Annotated in this window: 19 protein-coding genes and 1 pseudogene; 11 read left to right on the top strand and 9 right to left on the bottom strand. The window is 73.3% G+C overall.

All coding sequences use genetic code 11. The annotated features are described in order from the left end of the window. The first annotated feature begins 159 nt into the window (after window positions 1–159). Window positions 160–1,593 carry a hypothetical protein gene (locus ACSMX9_RS04505; RefSeq protein ID WP_445400136.1) on the top strand — a complete coding sequence of 478 codons (1,434 nt, stop codon included), beginning with the start codon at window positions 160–162 and terminating at the stop codon, window positions 1,591–1,593. A gap of 3 nt (window positions 1,594–1,596) precedes the next feature. Here ACSMX9_RS04505 and ACSMX9_RS04500 read toward each other — a convergent pair whose 3' ends face one another. Continuing rightward, entirely contained in the window at window positions 1,597–2,010 is a 414-nt protein-coding gene (locus ACSMX9_RS04500; protein WP_351244257.1) for a VOC family protein, read from the bottom strand. 255 nt (window positions 2,011–2,265) lie between these two features. Here ACSMX9_RS04500 and abc-f point away from each other — a divergent pair, with 255 nt between their 5' ends. The 8 genes from abc-f (at window position 2,266) to amaP (ending at window position 7,905) form a co-directional block, all read left to right on the top strand. Further along, entirely contained in the window at window positions 2,266–3,864 is a 1,599-nt protein-coding gene (abc-f, locus tag ACSMX9_RS04495) for a ribosomal protection-like ABC-F family protein (protein ID WP_351244255.1), read from the top strand. 412 nt (window positions 3,865–4,276) lie between these two features. Continuing rightward, the gene (locus tag ACSMX9_RS04490) at window positions 4,277–4,501 is read left to right on the top strand and encodes a helix-turn-helix domain-containing protein (protein ID WP_351244253.1); all 225 of its coding nucleotides are present in this window, start codon (window positions 4,277–4,279) and stop codon (window positions 4,499–4,501) included. A gap of 180 nt (window positions 4,502–4,681) precedes the next feature. Further along, window positions 4,682–5,461: an enoyl-CoA hydratase/isomerase family protein gene (locus ACSMX9_RS04485; RefSeq protein ID WP_445400134.1), complete on the top strand. Its 780-nt coding sequence runs from the start codon at window positions 4,682–4,684 to the stop codon at window positions 5,459–5,461. A gap of 120 nt (window positions 5,462–5,581) precedes the next feature. Then, entirely contained in the window at window positions 5,582–6,034 is a 453-nt protein-coding gene (locus tag ACSMX9_RS04480) for an Asp23/Gls24 family envelope stress response protein (protein WP_351244249.1), read from the top strand. An 82-nt stretch (window positions 6,035–6,116) separates the two neighbouring features. Continuing rightward, the gene (locus ACSMX9_RS04475) at window positions 6,117–6,302 is read left to right on the top strand and encodes a hypothetical protein (RefSeq protein ID WP_351244247.1); all 186 of its coding nucleotides are present in this window, start codon (window positions 6,117–6,119) and stop codon (window positions 6,300–6,302) included. Window positions 6,303–6,305: 3 nt separating this feature from the next. Further along, a complete protein-coding gene (locus ACSMX9_RS04470) occupies window positions 6,306–6,701 on the top strand; it encodes a hypothetical protein (protein ID WP_445400132.1) in 396 nt (131 codons plus the stop codon). Beyond that, a complete protein-coding gene (locus ACSMX9_RS04465) occupies window positions 6,698–7,321 on the top strand; it encodes a DUF6286 domain-containing protein (protein WP_445400130.1) in 624 nt (207 codons plus the stop codon). Before ACSMX9_RS04470 ends, ACSMX9_RS04465 begins: the two co-directional genes overlap by 4 nt. Window positions 7,322–7,326: 5 nt before the next feature. Next, complete coding sequence (amaP, locus tag ACSMX9_RS04460; RefSeq protein WP_445400128.1) at window positions 7,327–7,905, top strand: alkaline shock response membrane anchor protein AmaP; 579 nt, start codon at window positions 7,327–7,329, stop codon at window positions 7,903–7,905. A gap of 35 nt (window positions 7,906–7,940) precedes the next feature. Here the strand turns inward: amaP and ACSMX9_RS04455 are convergent, their stop codons facing one another. The 8 genes and pseudogenes from ACSMX9_RS04455 to ACSMX9_RS04420 form a co-directional block, all read right to left on the bottom strand. Then, a complete protein-coding gene (locus ACSMX9_RS04455) occupies window positions 7,941–8,696 on the bottom strand; it encodes an SDR family oxidoreductase (RefSeq protein WP_445400126.1) in 756 nt (251 codons plus the stop codon). Between the two features lie 49 nt (window positions 8,697–8,745). Beyond that, window positions 8,746–9,546, bottom strand: a complete 801-nt coding sequence (locus ACSMX9_RS04450; RefSeq protein ID WP_351244237.1) for an SURF1 family cytochrome oxidase biogenesis protein — start codon at window positions 9,544–9,546, stop codon at window positions 8,746–8,748. A gap of 158 nt (window positions 9,547–9,704) precedes the next feature. Beyond that, window positions 9,705–10,712, bottom strand: a complete 1,008-nt coding sequence (locus ACSMX9_RS04445; protein ID WP_445400125.1) for a DEDDh family exonuclease — start codon at window positions 10,710–10,712, stop codon at window positions 9,705–9,707. 170 nt (window positions 10,713–10,882) lie between these two features. After that, on the bottom strand, window positions 10,883–11,071 hold the full coding sequence (locus ACSMX9_RS04440; RefSeq protein WP_445400123.1) for a DUF397 domain-containing protein: 189 nt from the start codon (window positions 11,069–11,071) through the stop codon (window positions 10,883–10,885). A gap of 145 nt (window positions 11,072–11,216) precedes the next feature. Beyond that, entirely contained in the window at window positions 11,217–11,405 is a 189-nt protein-coding gene (locus ACSMX9_RS04435) for a DUF397 domain-containing protein (protein WP_445400121.1), read from the bottom strand. Continuing rightward, window positions 11,402–11,740 (bottom strand): Scr1 family TA system antitoxin-like transcriptional regulator, encoded by a 339-nt coding sequence (locus ACSMX9_RS04430; protein ID WP_445402887.1) that lies wholly within the window; start codon window positions 11,738–11,740, stop codon window positions 11,402–11,404. Before ACSMX9_RS04430 ends, ACSMX9_RS04435 begins: the two co-directional genes overlap by 4 nt. Then, window positions 11,665–12,132, bottom strand: a pseudogene (locus ACSMX9_RS04425) (Scr1 family TA system antitoxin-like transcriptional regulator); the annotation flags it as partial. The pseudogene ACSMX9_RS04425 and the gene ACSMX9_RS04430, both read right to left, overlap by 76 nt. 673 nt (window positions 12,133–12,805) lie before the next feature. Then, on the bottom strand, window positions 12,806–13,672 hold the full coding sequence (locus ACSMX9_RS04420) for a hypothetical protein (RefSeq protein ID WP_445400119.1): 867 nt from the start codon (window positions 13,670–13,672) through the stop codon (window positions 12,806–12,808). 387 nt (window positions 13,673–14,059) lie between these two features. On the opposite strand from ACSMX9_RS04420, the gene ACSMX9_RS04415 reads away from it, so the two are divergent. Together ACSMX9_RS04415 and ACSMX9_RS04410 are read left to right on the top strand one after the other, a co-directional pair. Further along, window positions 14,060–14,386, top strand: a complete 327-nt coding sequence (locus ACSMX9_RS04415) for an antibiotic biosynthesis monooxygenase family protein (protein ID WP_351244227.1) — start codon at window positions 14,060–14,062, stop codon at window positions 14,384–14,386. Between the two features lie 75 nt (window positions 14,387–14,461). After that, window positions 14,462–15,193, top strand: a complete 732-nt coding sequence (locus ACSMX9_RS04410) for a VIT1/CCC1 transporter family protein (RefSeq protein ID WP_445400118.1) — start codon at window positions 14,462–14,464, stop codon at window positions 15,191–15,193. Window positions 15,194–15,375 lie beyond the last annotated feature (182 nt).

The raw sequence follows: 15,375 nt of genomic DNA, 5'->3' as shown, positions 1-15,375 counted from the left end.
GGTGAGGGTACGGTCACCCGCCCGCCCCGGGCGGCCCTCCTCCCCGAGGGCTCCGCTTCCCCCTCTCGAACACCTCGCGCGGCACCGCACGAGGGTTCGCCCGCTCCTCGCCACCCATTCCGTTTGGGTTTTCGGACCGTCAACCGGAAGACTGCCCCCGTGACGTCCCGTACCCCGCGCGACTCCAGGCTCCGACTCGTCCGTCCGCGCTCCCTGAGCGCCTCCGCCCCGGCGGTCGGCGAGCGGCGTTCCCGCCGCCCCGCCCCGAGGCCGCCCGAGGGCACCCCGTCCCCCCGGGAACTGGCCCGCACCGCCCGCGCCGGCCTCGCCGGGGCCGCCCGGATCGCCCGCTGGGCCGACACCGAACTCAGCCCCCGCCCCCGGGGCGAGGGGTCCGCCACCGCGCTGGCCGCCACCCCGGACGGCGGGGGGAACCTGTCCGCGGCGACCGCGGCCCGGGCCGCCGCCGCACTCGGCCTGACCCCCGACCGGGTCCGGGCCGACTGGGACACCGCCCGACTGTCCGGACTCGTCGAGGTGCACGGCGACTGCGCCCGCCCCGGCTGGCGGCTGCGCGCCTGGGACCGGGACGACTCCGCGGTGCTGCGCGGCTGGGTCGCCCTGTTCGACGCCTGGTCGCTCGCCCACCCCGCACCCGGCGGCGCCGACGCCTCCTCCGTCGCCGAGGTGGTCGAGGCGATGCCCCAGGTGCTGTCCTTCCTCCAGCTCTCGGCCGGCCCGGTGCCCCTGCCCCAACTCCTCGACCTGCTGGAGCAGCGCGTCACCGAACTGCGCACCGAGCGGTGCGAGATCCCCTACGGCCCGCACCCCGAGCCGATCGGCGAGGCCGCCGACCCGACTGCCTCCCCGACGGTCGCCGAACTGCTCGACTGGGCCCTGCACGCCCTGACCTCGGTGGGGGCGCTGACCTGCGCCGACGGGCAGGCCACCCTGACCCCGCTCGGCAGCTGGGCGGTGTGGGTCAAGCTGGAGCAGATCTGCGTGGCGGCCCAGTCCCCCGCCGGCGGCAACATCGAGCAGTCCGCGGAGGCGATGCTCCGCGGCTGCGCCCGCTCCCGCCCCAGCGAGGCCCGCGCCGAGTACCGCGCCTGGCTCGCCGCCCGCACCGTGTCCAGCGCCGTGAGCGAGCTGATCGAGGCGGCCCGCGGCGAGGACGCGCTGCTGCGCGGGCTCGCCTTCGACGCCCTGCGGGTGGTCGGCGCCCCCGCCGAGGCGGAGGTCCGACAGGCCGGGGACGAGCCCTCGCTGAGGCCCTACGCCCTGCTCTGGCTCGCCGAGATAGAGGGCGTGGACCCCGAGGACGTGCACACCGTGCTGACCCACGCCGAAGAGGTGTGGCTCTGGGTCGACACCGCGGCTGCCGTCGCCGACCACGGCGAGGCCCAACTGCTCGTGCGCCACCTGGAGTCCGCGCCCCGGCCGACCGTCCCGGCGCTCCTGGAGGACGTCCGGGACGTGGGGCACCCCCGCACCGTCCAGGTCCTGGTGGCCCTCGCCGCCGCCCACCCCGATCCGGCGCTCGCCAAGGCGGTGCGCCGGGCCGCCTTCCAGGTGCACACCGGCGGCGGCTGACGCTCACCCCCCGATCGGGGGGACGTAGGTGCCGAAGCCCCACACGTTGCCCTCGTGGTCCCGGGCCAGGTAGTCGCGGGAGCCGTACTCCTGGTCGGTCGGCGGCACCAGCACCTCCACCCCGTGCTCCACCGCCCTGCGGTGGTGCGCGTCGACATCGGCCACCACCACGTACGTCGCGGCGGGCCCCGCACCCGCCATCGCCTCGTCGAAGCGGCCGCCGCGGCCCCGGGAGCCCAGCATCACCGCGCCGTTCCCGTACGCCAGCTCGGCGTGCGCCACCTTGCCGTCCTCCGTCTCGTGGACGGCGACCCGGGTGAAGCCGAACGCCCCGGTCAGCAGCTCGATCGCGGCGTGCGCGTCCGTGTACAGCAGCGACGGGTAGAGGGTGGGCGGTCCACCGTTCGTCCTCGTCATGGTCGGCCTCCTCGGCGACGGGCGCGTACCGGAACCGTTCGCGGAGCCGAAGCGCGTGCCCCCCCCGCCCAGTCTGGCACCGGCCCCGGGGGTCCGCCCGCCGTACGACGGGGCCGGCCCGGCGGCGCGGTCGCGCCGGAAAATCCGCTTGCGCGCGCCCGTTAGACTCCTCCCATGGCTGTTCTCCTCGTGCACTAGACGGCGTCGCCGCCCTCGTTGCCCACCTCGCCGTCCATTCCGCCCAGGAGTCCGTCCGTGATCACCGCTTCCGGCATCGAGTTGCGCGCCGGTGCCCGCGTCCTCATCGAATCCGCCACCTTCCGCATCGCCAAGGGTGATCGCGTCGGCCTGGTCGGCCGCAACGGCGCCGGCAAGACGACCCTCACCAAGGTCCTGGCGGGCGAGGGCATCCCCGCCGCCGGTACCGTCGCCCGTTCCGGGGAGGTCGGCTACCTGCCCCAGGACCCCCGCACCGGCGACCTCGACATGCTGGCCCGCGACCGGGTCCTGTCGGCCCGCGGCCTCGACACCCTGATCCGCAAGATGCGCGAGAACGAGGAGCGGATCGCGACGGGCCAGGGCGCCACCCGCGAGAAGGCGCTGCGGCAGTACGAGCGCCAGGAGACCGAGTTCCTGACCAAGGGCGGGTACGCCGCCGAGGCCGAGGCCGCCACCATCGCCGCCGCGCTGAACCTGCCCGACCGGGTGTTGGGGCAGCCGCTGCACACCCTCTCCGGCGGTCAGCGCCGCCGCATCGAGCTGGCCCGCATCCTCTTCTCGGACGCCGACACGCTCCTGCTGGACGAGCCCACCAACCACCTCGACGCCGACTCCATCGTCTGGCTCCGCGACTACCTGAAGACCTACCGCGGCGGCTTCATCGTCATCTCGCACGACGTCGACCTGGTCGAGACGGTCGTCAACAAGGTGTTCTACCTGGACGCCAACCGGTCCGTGATCGACGTCTACAACATGGGCTGGAAGCTCTACCAGCAGCAGCGCGAGGCCGACGAGAAGCGCCGCAAGCGCGAGCGCCAGAACGCCGAGAAGAAGGCCGCCGCGCTCAACGCCCAGGCCGACAAGATGCGGGCCAAGGCCACCAAGACGGTCGCCGCGCAGAACATGGCCCGCCGCGCCGAGCGCCTGCTGTCCGGCCTCGAAGACGTCCGGCAGTCCGACAAGGTGGCCAAGCTGCGCTTCCCCGACCCGGCGCCCTGCGGTCGGACCCCGCTCACCGCCGAGGGCCTGTCCAAGTCCTACGGCTCGCTGGAGATCTTCACCGACGTCGACCTGGCCATCGACAAGGGCTCCCGGGTGGTGATCCTGGGACTGAACGGCGCGGGCAAGACCACCTTGCTGCGGCTGCTCGCCGGGGTGGAGAAGCCGGACACCGGCCAGGTGGTCGAGGGCCACGGCCTGAAGCTCGGCTACTACGCCCAGGAGCACGAGACCCTGGACCCGGACCGCACGGTCCTGGAGAACATGCGCTCCGCCGCTCCCGACCTGGACCTCGTCCAGGTGCGCAAGACGCTGGGCTCGTTCCTGTTCTCCGGCGACGACGTCGACAAGCCGGCGGGCGTCCTGTCCGGCGGCGAGAAGACCCGTCTGGCCCTGGCCACCCTGGTGGTCTCCTCGGCGAACGTGCTGCTCCTGGACGAGCCGACCAACAACCTCGACCCGGCGAGCCGCGAGGAGATCCTGGGTGCGCTGCGCACCTACCAGGGCGCCGTCGTCCTGGTCACCCACGACGAGGGGGCCGTCGAGGCGCTCCAGCCCGAGCGCATCATCCTGCTGCCGGACGGCGTCGAGGACCTGTGGGGCGCGGACTACGCCGACCTGATCGCCCTCGCCTGACGCACCCGGCGCGCGGCGCCCGCCGTCGTGACCGCACGGTCACCGGTGGGCGTCCGCCGCCCCGGGCAGCGGACGATCGCCGGGGTGATCCACGGTGCGTGGATCATTCGGCCTAGCCGTGATCCACCAAAGATGTGAGATCTCCTAGTGCAGCGGTGTGTCCTACAGGCACTCTTCTCGACGGAATCAAAGGTTCCGCCTCGCTCGGGCCCGCCCGCCCTGACCTGCCGATTCGTCGAGGGGGTCACCCCCTCCCCCCGTTCGGTCGGGGGCGGAGGTAAAGATTCCCCTCGTGGCGATGGCTTCCGCTGCGCCCCCCGTTGCCGTATCGACCTTGTCGAATGGGTGGCCAGGAAGCCCGGGAGGGGTGATCATGAGAAGTCCAGAGCGCACTTCCCACGAGGAGGCACGGGTGGCCGAGACTCTGAAGAAGGGCAGCCGGGTGACCGGCGCCGCGCGCGACAAGCTCGCGGCAGACCTGAAGAAGAAGTACGACTCCGGTGCGAGCATCCGGGCGCTGGCCGAAGAGACCGGCCGCTCGTATGGCTTCGTCCATCGGATGCTCAGCGAATCCGGCGTCACGCTGCGGGGACGCGGCGGGGCGACGCGCGGCAAGAAGACCGCTTCCCTCGACTGACATCCCGGGCGGCTCCACCGGCTCCGGTGTGGCCACCCGGTCGACCCGTGGGTCGACCGGGTGGTTACTGTGCAGTCACTTGCGGGCGCCCGCGTACGCCGTGCACACCGAGGAGCCCTTCGGCCGATCGAGTGCACCGGTACGCCCCGGCCCCGGACCGCACCCCTCGGAGGCGCCCCCATGTCCGTACTCGACCACGACGGCGTACGGCTCGCCGTCGACGGCCCGCTCGCCACGGTCACCCTGACCGACCCGGCCAGGCGGAACGTCCAGAGCCCCGCCCTGTGGCGTGCCCTGGCCGAGGCCGGGCGCGCGCTGCCCGGCAGCGTGCGGGTGGTCGTGCTCCGCGGTGAGGGGCCGTCCTTCTCCGCGGGGCTGGACCGACGGGCCTTCACCCCCGAGGGCCTCCCGGGCGAACCGTCCTTCACCGACCTCGCCCGTGGCGGCGATGCGGAGGTGGACGCCGTCATCGCCGGGTACCAGGAGGCGTTCGCCTGGTGGCGCCGGCCCGACCTGGTGTCCGTCGCCGCGGTCCGGGGACACGCCATCGGTGCCGGATTCCAGCTCGCCCTCGCCTGCGACCTGCGGGTGGCCGCAACGGACGCCCAGTTCGCCATGCGCGAGACCAGCCTCGGCCTGGTCCCCGACCTCACCGGCACCCACCCCCTGGTCGCGTTGATCGGCTACGCCCGCGCGCTGGAGGTCTGCGTCACCGGCCGTCTGGTCCGGGCGGACGAAGCCGAACGCATCGGCCTCGTCAACCTCGTCGTCCCCGACGACCAGCTCGACGAGGCCGCCACCGAACTCGCCGCCGCCCTGCTGGCCGCACCCCGGAACGCCGTCATCGAGACCAAGGCCCTGCTCCAGGGCGCCACCGGACGGGACCTCGCGGCCCAGTGCGCCGCCGAGCGGGCCGCCCAGACCCGCCGCCTCCGGGACTTGGCCGGGCTCGACGACTGACCGGCCCGGCCGGGAAGAACGCCCGCCGCTTGCTCCAGTCGCCGCAGCTCCCAGAGCGCGGTCCGCAATCCCCGCATACCGTGGTTTTCAGGACGGACAACCCGGTGAGAGGGAACCGCGATGACCGACACCACAGAGCGCAAGAACCCGGACGCGTCGACGACCAAGCGGAGCGGCGGGGGCGACCCCGCGAGCCGGGGACGCACCACCATCGCCGACGGCGTGGTCGAGAAGATCGCCGGGCTCGCCGCCCGGGACGTCGTCGGCGTCCATGCGATGGGCAGCGGACTGTCACGGACCTTCGGCGCGGTCCGCGACCGGGTGCCCGGCGGCTCCAAGTCCGTCACCCGGGGCGTCAAGGCCGAGGTCGGCGAGGTGCAGACGGCCCTCGACCTGGAGATCGTCGTCGACTACGGAGTGGCGATCGCGGACGTGGCGCGGGCGGTGCGGGAGAACGTCATCGCGGCCGTGGAGCGGATGACCGAACTGGAGGTCGTCGAGGTCAACATCGCCGTGAGCGACGTCAAGCTCCCCGACGAGGAGGACGAGGAGCCCGAGTCGCGGCTCCAGTGAGCACCGTCCCGGGCGGGCCGCACGGCGGCCCGTGGGCCCGGCGGACACCGGACCGCACCGCACTCGCGCAGAGGAGCGCACGATGAGCATGGCCGTGATCGGCATGATCGCCGGAATGGCACTGGCCTTCGCCGGGTACTTCGGCGGCTTCGGGGCCTTCCTGCTGGTGGCCGCCCTCGGCGCCGTCGGCTTCCTGGGCGGCCGGTTCCTGGACGGGGACCTGGAGCCCGGGGACTTCTTCCGCGCCCGCGACGACCGGCGGCGGTGACGGGTGCCCGCACGAGTCGCCGAGCCGGTCGAAGCCCACGGCCCCACGGGACGCGCCGAGCGCGGCGAACGGGGCGCCACCCGGATCGCGGACCGCGTCATCGCCAAGATCGCCGCCCGGGCGGCCCTCGAAGCCCTGGCCACCGACCCCGGGCCGCCCGGCGCCGCCCCGGGCGCCCCACCGCACGCGACCGTCGCCGTCCACCAGGACAGCGCCCGGATCAGGGTCGTCCTGGAACTCGGCTACCCCTGCGACATCGGCGCCCGCTGCGCGGCCGTGCGCCACCGCGTCACCGAACGGGTGCAGGGCCTCGCCGGCATGGAGGTCCCCGAGGTCACCGTCCTCGTGGAGCGGCTCCACTCCCCGCGGGCCCACGACACCCGGGGGAACCTGCGATGAACGAACCCCGTCCGCCCGCCCCCGTCCTCGACCCGCCCGCCCCGGGCGCCGAGGAGGACCCGGGAACCGGACACCGGGTGCCGCGCCGCTTCTGGTCCGCCCGCCGGGTGCCCGCCGGGCTCGCGGCCCTCCTGCTGGCCGCGGGCGCCGGACTGCTGCTCTACGACGTCGTCGCGGTGCGCGCCGGCCACCCGGCGATGGACTGGCGCCGCCGGCTCGCCGACGGACTCGCGACCCGCCCCCTGGACGACCCGGCGGTCCTCGTCGGCGCCGGGGTCGCCGCCGCCCTCGGACTGCTGCTGCTCGTCCTCGCGCTCACCCCGGGCCGGCGCGGCCTGCTGCCGATGCGCACCCCCGACCCGGACCTCCGGGTCGCCCTGGACCGCAAGGCCGCCGCCATGACCCTGCGGGACCGGGCCGTGGAGGTCTCCGGGGTGCAGTCCGTCCGGGTCCGGGTGCGCCGCCGCCGGGTGGACGCCCGCGCCGTCTCCCACTTCCGCGACCTCGACGAGGTCCGCGGCGACCTCGACTCCGTGCTCACCGAAGGCATCGACCACCTGGGTCTGGCCCGCCCCCCGTCCCTGGGGCTGCGGGTGCGGCGACCCGGCAGGAAGGGGTGAGCCCGGTGCTCACGACCGTCAACCGGGTCCTGCTCGCCCTGCTCGGGCTGGTCCTCCTCGTCGGCGGGGGCAGCGTCCTGCTGGTGGGGCTCGGCGTGCGACCGCCCTCCTGGTGGGTGTACGAGGACCGGCACGACGTGCTGCTGAGCGCCGCCCGGCGCACCCGGTGGCGGGACGAGGGCTGGTGGTGGCCCGTGGTGATCGCGGCGTTGGCGGTGCTGGTGCTGCTCGCCCTGTGGTGGCTGGCGTCGGTGCTGCGCCGCCGCCGGCTCGCCGAACTCCTCGTCGACAGCCGCGACGGGGAGGGGGCCCTGGTCCGGGGCCACGCCCTGGAGACGGCCCTCGCCGCCGAGGCCGGCGCGCTGGACGGGGTGGACCACGCCGAGGCGAAGCTCACCGGGCGCCGCACCGCCCCGAGCGCCCGGCTGCGCCTGGTCCTCCAGCCGCACGGCGTCCCCCGGGACGCGGTGCGGCACCTCGCCGACGAGGTGCTCGCCCCCGCCCGGTCCGCCGCGGGCCTCGCCCGACTGCCCGCGGCGGTCCGGCTCCGCGCCGTACGGCACGGAGCCCGGCGCGTGAACTGACCGGCCCTGCCGAGCCGGAGGGCCGGTGGGTCCGGTCAGAAACCGTGTCGGGCGCCGCCGTCGACCGGCAGCATGATCCCCGTCAGGTACGAGGCGGCGGGCGAGAGGGTGAACGCGGCCACCCGGCCGAACTCCTCGGGCGTGCCGTAGCGGCGCAACGGGATCTTCGCCTCGTGCCCGGCGCGGGTGGCCTCCGGGTCGGCCGACAGCGCGTCCAACTCGCGCACCCGGTCGGTGTCGATCCGTGCCGGCAGCAGGCCCACCACCCGTACCCCCCGGGGCCCCAACTCGTCGGCCAGGGACTTCGCGAAGCCCGCGAGACCGGGGCGCAGCCCGTTGGAGATGGTCAGCCCGGGGATCGGCTCGTGCACGGAGGCCGAGAGGACGAAGCCGATCACCCCGCCCTCGCCCAGTTCGGCGGCGGCGGCACGGGCCAGCCGCGTCGCCCCGAGGAAGACCGACTCGAAGGCGGCACGCCACTGCTCGTCGGTGTTGTCGGCGACGTACCCGGGGGTCGGCCCGCCCACGCTGATCAGGACGCCGTCGAAGCGGCCGAAGCGCTCCCGGGCGGCGGCGACCAGTCGCTCGGCGGTGCCGGGGTCGGCGTTGTCCGCGGCCAGCCCCACGGCCTGCGGGCCGAGCGCGGCGGCGGCCTCGGCGACCCCGGCCTCGTCCCGTCCGGTGACCACCACCTTGGCCCCCTCGTCGACGAGGGCACGGGCGGTGGCGTGGCCGAGCCCCCGAGTGGCACCGGTGACGACGTAGACGCGGTCCTTCAATCCCAGATCCATGGCCCCATCCTGCCCCGCCGCGGCGACGGCGAAGAGACGGCCCCCCGGGTCAGACCCCGGCGGTCGCCGGCGGTTGCTCCGCCGCCTGCTGTTCCTGGGCACGGGCCGCGGCCCGGTCCCGCAGTTCGCGGCGGACCAGGATCACCCAGCCCACCGGCACCGCGGCGGTGAACAGCCACCACTGCACGGCGTACGCCATGTGCGCGCCGATGCCGCTGTGGTCGGGGGAGGAGAGCAGCTGGGGGGTGCCGCCGGAGGGTTCCGGGGCGGAGAGCTCGATGAAGCCGCCGAGCACCGGCCGGCCGATGTCCTCGGCCAGCGCGGCGCCGTTGATCAGCATGACCATGCCCTCGGGCAGGCCCTTGAGGTCCTTGATGCCGCTCTTGGCGGTGGTCTCGTCGGGCATCAGTCGGCCGGTGACGGTGACCTCGCCGCTCGGGGGCTCCGGAATCCGCGGCAGCCGGGTCTGCGGTCCGTTCGAGGCGATCCACCCCCGGTTGACCAGCAGCGCCGTGCCGTCGTCGAGGACCAACGGAGTCAGCACGTGCACCCCGATCTGGTCGTCGGCGTTGGTGCGCCGGCGCACCACGTACTGGTGCTCGGTGTCGTAGGTGCCCTCGGCGGTGACCCGGCGGTACCGCTCCTCGTCGGACACCGTCCGCCCCGGGGAGGTCAGTTCCGCCACGGGCACCGGAGCCGCCGTGATCGCCGCCTCGATCCGCTGGTTGTGGGCGATCCGGTTCTCGTGCCGGTGGAACTGCCAGAAGCCCAACTCGATCATCGTGGGGATGAGGGCGAGGGCGAGGAGGGTGAGGATCACCCACTGCCGGGACAACAGGAAGCGGTACACCCCCCGACCGTACAACTCGGCCGGTGCCCCGCCGTCGCCAGGGGGTGCCGGCGGGGGAGCGGGGCTCGGACGGGCGGTCACGGGCGGACGGGCGGGCCACCTCCCCGTTCCTCCGCTCGATCCACGATCCGACCGGCGGGGGAGGCGGCGCGGGACGGTCAGCCGCTCGCCGCGCCGTCCGCCGGTTCGACGTCCCGCAGGAGCTGCCCGAAGGCCGCCTCGTCGATCACGGGCGTGCCGAACTGCCTGGCCTTCGCCGTTTTCGAGGTGCCCGAGTCCGGGTCGTTGGTGACCAGCAGGCTGGTCAACCGGGACAGGCTCGTCGCGATGTGCAGCCCCGCCTCCACCGCCCGGTCCTCCAGCAGCTCCCGTTCCACCGAGGTGTCCCCGGAGAACGCCACCCGCATCCCCTGCTTGAGCGCCCCGCCCGGCTCGTAGCGCCCCGGGTTGGGGTGCGGGCACGGGGGACGCTTGCGGGACGGGCGCCAGCTCGCCCCGTACCCCGAGGAGCCGCCCGCACGGTGGGAGGTCTGCCGCCCGATCGTCGGCGTCGAACCGCCGACCCACTCGGTCAGCGGCCGGCACTCCAGCAGCGGCAGCCGCACCCCGCCCGAGGCGGCGGCCCGCAGGCTCGGCCGAAAGGCTTCGGCGAGCACCCGCGCGTCGTCCAGCGCGTGGTGGGCCCGCTGCTGCACCACGCCGAAGTGGGCGGCCAGCGACTCCAGTTTGTGGTTGGGCAGCGGAAGCCCCAGTTCCTTCGAGAGTGCGATGGTGCACAGCCGCTGCCGCACCGGGGGAGTGCGCTGGGCGCGCGCGTACTCGCGGGCGATCATCGACCAGTCGAAGACGGCGTTGTGCGCCACCAGCACCCGCCCGTCGAGCCGGGCCGCGAACTCCTCGGCGATCTCCGCGAACAGGGGCGCGTCGGCCAGCATCGCGCTGGTGAGCCCGTGGATCCACACCGGCCCCGGGTCCCGCTGCGGGTTCACCGTCGTGTACCAGTGGTCCTGCACGTCACCCCGGGCGTCGAGCCGGTACACGGCCGCGGAGACGATCCGGTCCTCGCGGGCCAGGCCGGTCGTCTCGACGTCGACGACCGCGTACCCCTCGGGGTAGGCGGTCGGCCAGGTGGGCGGGTGCGCTGCGGTCGTTCGGTCGTCGAGCATGGTCATTGAGGATACGGCCCGTCGCCGACACCGTGTCCGGCGCCACCCGAACGAGCACCCCCGATCGGCGGTCGTTGCCGTGGGTGCGTCAACCGGTGTCCTGCGGCGCCATGTTGATGCCCACTCGGTGCGCGGCGGGGCGAGCCCCGGTGGCCGCGAGGCGCAGGTGTTCAGTGCCACTGCACGGGTCGGAGGAAGCGGTGCCATGCGGTGGCGGATGCCTGGATCTCGGGAACGGCCCGGTCCTTGCTGTCGCGGACACGGACCACACCCGGCATGGCGGTGTCGAATACGGCGACCTCGACGCAGTTGTTGTTGTCTCCGCTGTAGGTGCTGATGTGCCATCGGGGTTGCGTCATGGGCGACTTTTTCCCGGGCTACGCGCGGCCGAACCGGGATTTCCAGACCGCCCCCGGTTGGCGATGGGGCGACCGGGTTTGGGGGAGTGAGCAATCGCCCCGCCGATGCGCGCGGGGCGATTGTCCCGTTCGGTGGTGCGCGTGTTTAGCGCCGGTGCGCGAGTCGGACGAAGTGGTGCCATGCGGTGGCGGATGCCTGGATTTCGGGGATGCTCCGGTCCTTGGTGTCTCGGACGCGGACCACACCCGGCAGCGTGGCGTCGAGCACGGCGACCTCGACGCAGTCGTTGTTGTCTCCGCTGTAGGTGCTGATGTGCCAGTTGGGCTGCGTCATCGATGCTTCCTTCGGATGTCCCTGATGGCCTGGATCGACGCCTCCGTACTCAAGGCGTCGGCCTGGATCCGATCGTAAATCGTCTGATGCCGCTCCACGTCCTCGGGTTCCCGGTAGTAGGTGCCGACGCTGTATCCCTCGGTGTACGCGGAGTGCTCTCCACCGGGGGTGACAGAAGACTGATCGACTCGGGAACCGACGCCCTCTCCAGCGGCAGGATCTGGATGTTGACGTAGGGCCGGGCGCTCATCTCCAGCAGGTAGTCGATCTGTTGGACCATCACATCGGGGCTGCCCTGTACCTGGGTCAGCGCCCCCTCCGCGAGGACCACCCACAGCCAGGGCGGATCGGTCCGCTTGAAGATGGACTTCCGCTCCATCCGCCGTATGACGGCGTCCTCCAAGTCCGCGGACTGCGTGGGGTAGGAGAACCCCATGAGCGCCCGGGAGTAGTCGGCCACCTGGAGCAGACCGGGCACGATCGGCGAGAACTGGTGGATGCTCCGGGCCACCGCCTGGTCCCGCAGGAACAACTGGGCGTAGTCCCTGAACTTGTCCAGCTTCATCAACGGCCACAGCTCGACCAGGTCCTGTGCGCCCAGCACCTCCGCGATCTGCTTGGTCAACTCCCTGCCTGGTGGGTCGTTGGCGGTCTCGACCTGGGTGATGCGTCCCGGGGTGACGAACACCTTGGCGGCGAGGTCGTCGACGCCCCATTTCCGTTCCATCCGGAGCTTCCGGATGCGCCAACCGATCAGATCCTGCACGCTCTTGTCAGGTGTCAGCTCTTTGAGGGGCCTACCCATGACTCCGTCCCTCATGTCGGGTTCAGGGGCGAAGATATTACACCCGGTGACGGAGCCGATACGCCGCTCGCGGGAGGAGGGACGGTGCGAAGTGCAGCCGTCCGCGCCCACTCGGTCCGACCCGGCTGCGGCCAGGGGGCGCAGCGGAGCCCCATCCGGATGCCCCTGACGGTGGCCATGTCCCCTTCCGCGGACTCGCGATACCCCGCTCGGTCGCTGGGCCGGCCTGAGCGGCCCCCGTTCCTCGTGTGGGCTTCCGCTCCCCGGCCTGAGGGCCAGAGGTTCCCATCAGGGGCGGTTGACCGTTCTGTTGGTTCCTGCTTCTTCGCGCTGCGCCGGGATCTCCCCCGGTCCCATCCGCGCTCGACGGGCTGACACGGCCAGTACGGCCGCCGTGGCGACGTCGACCGCCGGTTCACATCCAGGTCGAGGACTGCCGTATACGGAGCACACCTGGGCCCCGGGCATCGTTCGGCAGCGGACCCGTAAAAACGGCTGGAAGGGCACCAGCGCAGGGTGCTGAGTGGACGACCACCAGCACGCCCTTGACCCGTCCGCCGGGGCGGTCGTGAAGGGGAGGGGTGCCCGGGCGCCGTCACAGGAACAGCGCAGCGATCAGCTGGTACGGGTAGACGTAGCCGACGGTGATGACAAGGGGCGGGCCCAGGAGGACGACGGCGGCAGCCTTCAGCAGCAGTCTCCATGGAGGGAGGACGGTGGCGGCGCGGTCGGACCGGTTCGGGTCGTAGATGACCGTCATCGTCTTCGGGACGTGTTTGTACTTGCCGACTTGATAGTCGAGTGGCACGGTGCGGCGCTTCCCTGTCAGGTCGGTGAAGGAGTACCGCTGTTCCACGCCGTCCTGTTGGGCGTCCGTGATCGTGATGCCCCGGTTCCGCAGCCGCCAACGGACCCAGAGCCGGTGGATCTCCTTGCCCACGGACAACAGGGTGAACAGCGGAATGAAGCCAAGCACCCAGAGAACCGCGCCGGCCTGCCCGAGCGGCCCCGCCACGTAGATCAGGGCGGCGCCGCCCACGACCACGGTGAGGGCGAGGGTCGCCAAGAGGATCGGCAGCAGCCATTCACCGACCGTGGACCCGCGGTCCGGGGGCCGTACCACCTCGACCAGGGCGTCACCCTCCTTCCGGAAGCTATCCGGGCCCCGGGTGGGCAGGGCGTCGTTGACTGCGTCGGCGAAGGCGGCCAGCCCCGTCAGGTTGCGGCTCTCGCAGCGGTACACGGTGCCGGGCGTGGTCCCGCCGGACGTCAGCACGATCTCCAGGGCTCCGCCGTCGTCGTTGGTCCTGAGCGTCTGGACTGCCTCCAGGGGGATGCGGAACCGCTGCTGGCCTCGTGTCAGGAGGAGGGTGCCGTCCTTGACCCGGAGACTTCCGGACGGGCGCAAGTACAGCAGCAGGCCAGGGAGTTGGGGATTTCCCTTCGGTTTCTGAGTGCTCATGGCAGCGGAGCGTACGGGACGGGGTCGAGGTGGCCGAGGCGGCGCTCCCCACCGCTCCTGGGCCAGGGGCTCCCGGAGGCCTTGACCCGGTGGTGGTCGCCGGGCGGTACTCCAAGCGGGCGGCTTGGGGCCAGACCGTCGGCCGAGCCGGTCCCGTACACCTCGTACGCCGTTCGCTGTCGGGAAGCAGAAGGCCCGGATCCTCGGCGCCCGTGCTCGCCACTGTGTCGGGGGCGGCGCCCTGCTCGCGGTACTCGTCCCGCCCGCAGCCGGTCCATCCACCGGCAGGGTGGAGTCCACGGTGCCCACGTGTTCCCGGCAGCGGAAACGAGGGTCGCGCGTGACCCCGACCCGCCCGCCCAGCGCCCCGCACGGCAGGATGGGCGCATGAGCATCGTGAAGATCAACGTCCTCACCGTCCCGGACGAGCAGCGCGAGGTGCTGGAGCAGCGGTTCGCGGCCCGGGCCGGCGCCGTGGAGAACTCCGACGGCTTCGAGTGGTTCGAGCTGCTGCGGCCGGTCGAGGGCACCGACCAGTACCTCGTCTACACCCGCTGGCGCAGCGAGGAGGACTTCCAGAAGTGGATGGACGGGCCGATGCGGTCGGCGCACCGGGGCGGCGCCACCGAGGGGGAGCGGCCCAAGCCCGCCGCTTCCGCCTCCACGGTGTGGTCCTTCGAGGTCGTCCAGCAGGCCGGGCCCCAGCAGGGTTGAGCGGACGGGCGCGGGCGGGCGGCCCGCCGGGTCGGCCGACGCGCGCCGCGCGCCCGGGGGTGGGACGCTCGCCGGGTGAGCGAAACGACGCCCCCGCCCGCCCGGGCGCGGCACCAGGAGGCCCACGACGGCGCGCTCGGCGGCCGGCTCAACTGGCTGCGGGCCGCCGTGCTGGGCGCCAACGACGGAGTGGTCTCGACGGCGGGACTGGTGGTCGGCGTCGCCGGCGCCACCGATGACCGGGCCGCGCTGTTCACGGCCGGGCTCGCCGGGCTGCTCGCCGGCTCGCTGTCGATGGCGGCGGGCGAGTACGTCTCGGTCTCCACCCAGCGGGACTCCGAGAAGGCGGCCCTGGCCCAGGAGCGTCGGGAGCTGGCGGAAGAGCCGGAGGCGGAACTGGCCGAGCTGACCGAGATGCTGACCGCCCGCGGGTTGAGCGGCGAGGTGGCCCGGGAAGCGGCCGAGCAACTCACTGCCCGGGACCCGTTGCGGGCGCACGCCCGGGTGGAGCTCGGCATCGACCCCGACCAACTGACCAACCCCTGGCACGCGGCCTGGGCGAGCTTCCTCGCCTTCACGGTCGGTGCCCTGTTGCCGCTGCTAGCCATCGTGCTGCCGCCCGCCGACTGGCGACTCGGGGTGACCGTGCTGTCGGTGCTGGCCGCCCTGGTCCTCACCGGCTGGGCCAGTGCCCGGCTGGGTGCCGCGGCCCCCGGTCGGGCGGTGCTGCGCAACGTCGGCGGGGGAGCGCTCGCGATGGGGATCACTTACGGGGTCGGCTCGCTGCTCGGGGCGGCGGGCGTCTGAGCCCGCGGCTTCCTTTGGCGGAGGTGCACAGGAACCGGGCTCGTCAACGCGGGCATACTTGTCAGTAACTCCGTCTGGTGGTGATCGAGGGGCGCGCCGTACGGTGCACCCATGTCGTCGTTCGCCGCCGCGGTGCGGTCCCTCCCCGTGCGGGTGCCGCGCGCCTTCGCGGAGGGTCCCGC

The organism is Streptomyces sp. LE64, from assembly GCF_052606915.1.
This window is presented reverse-complemented; position numbering and strand designations above follow the sequence as displayed.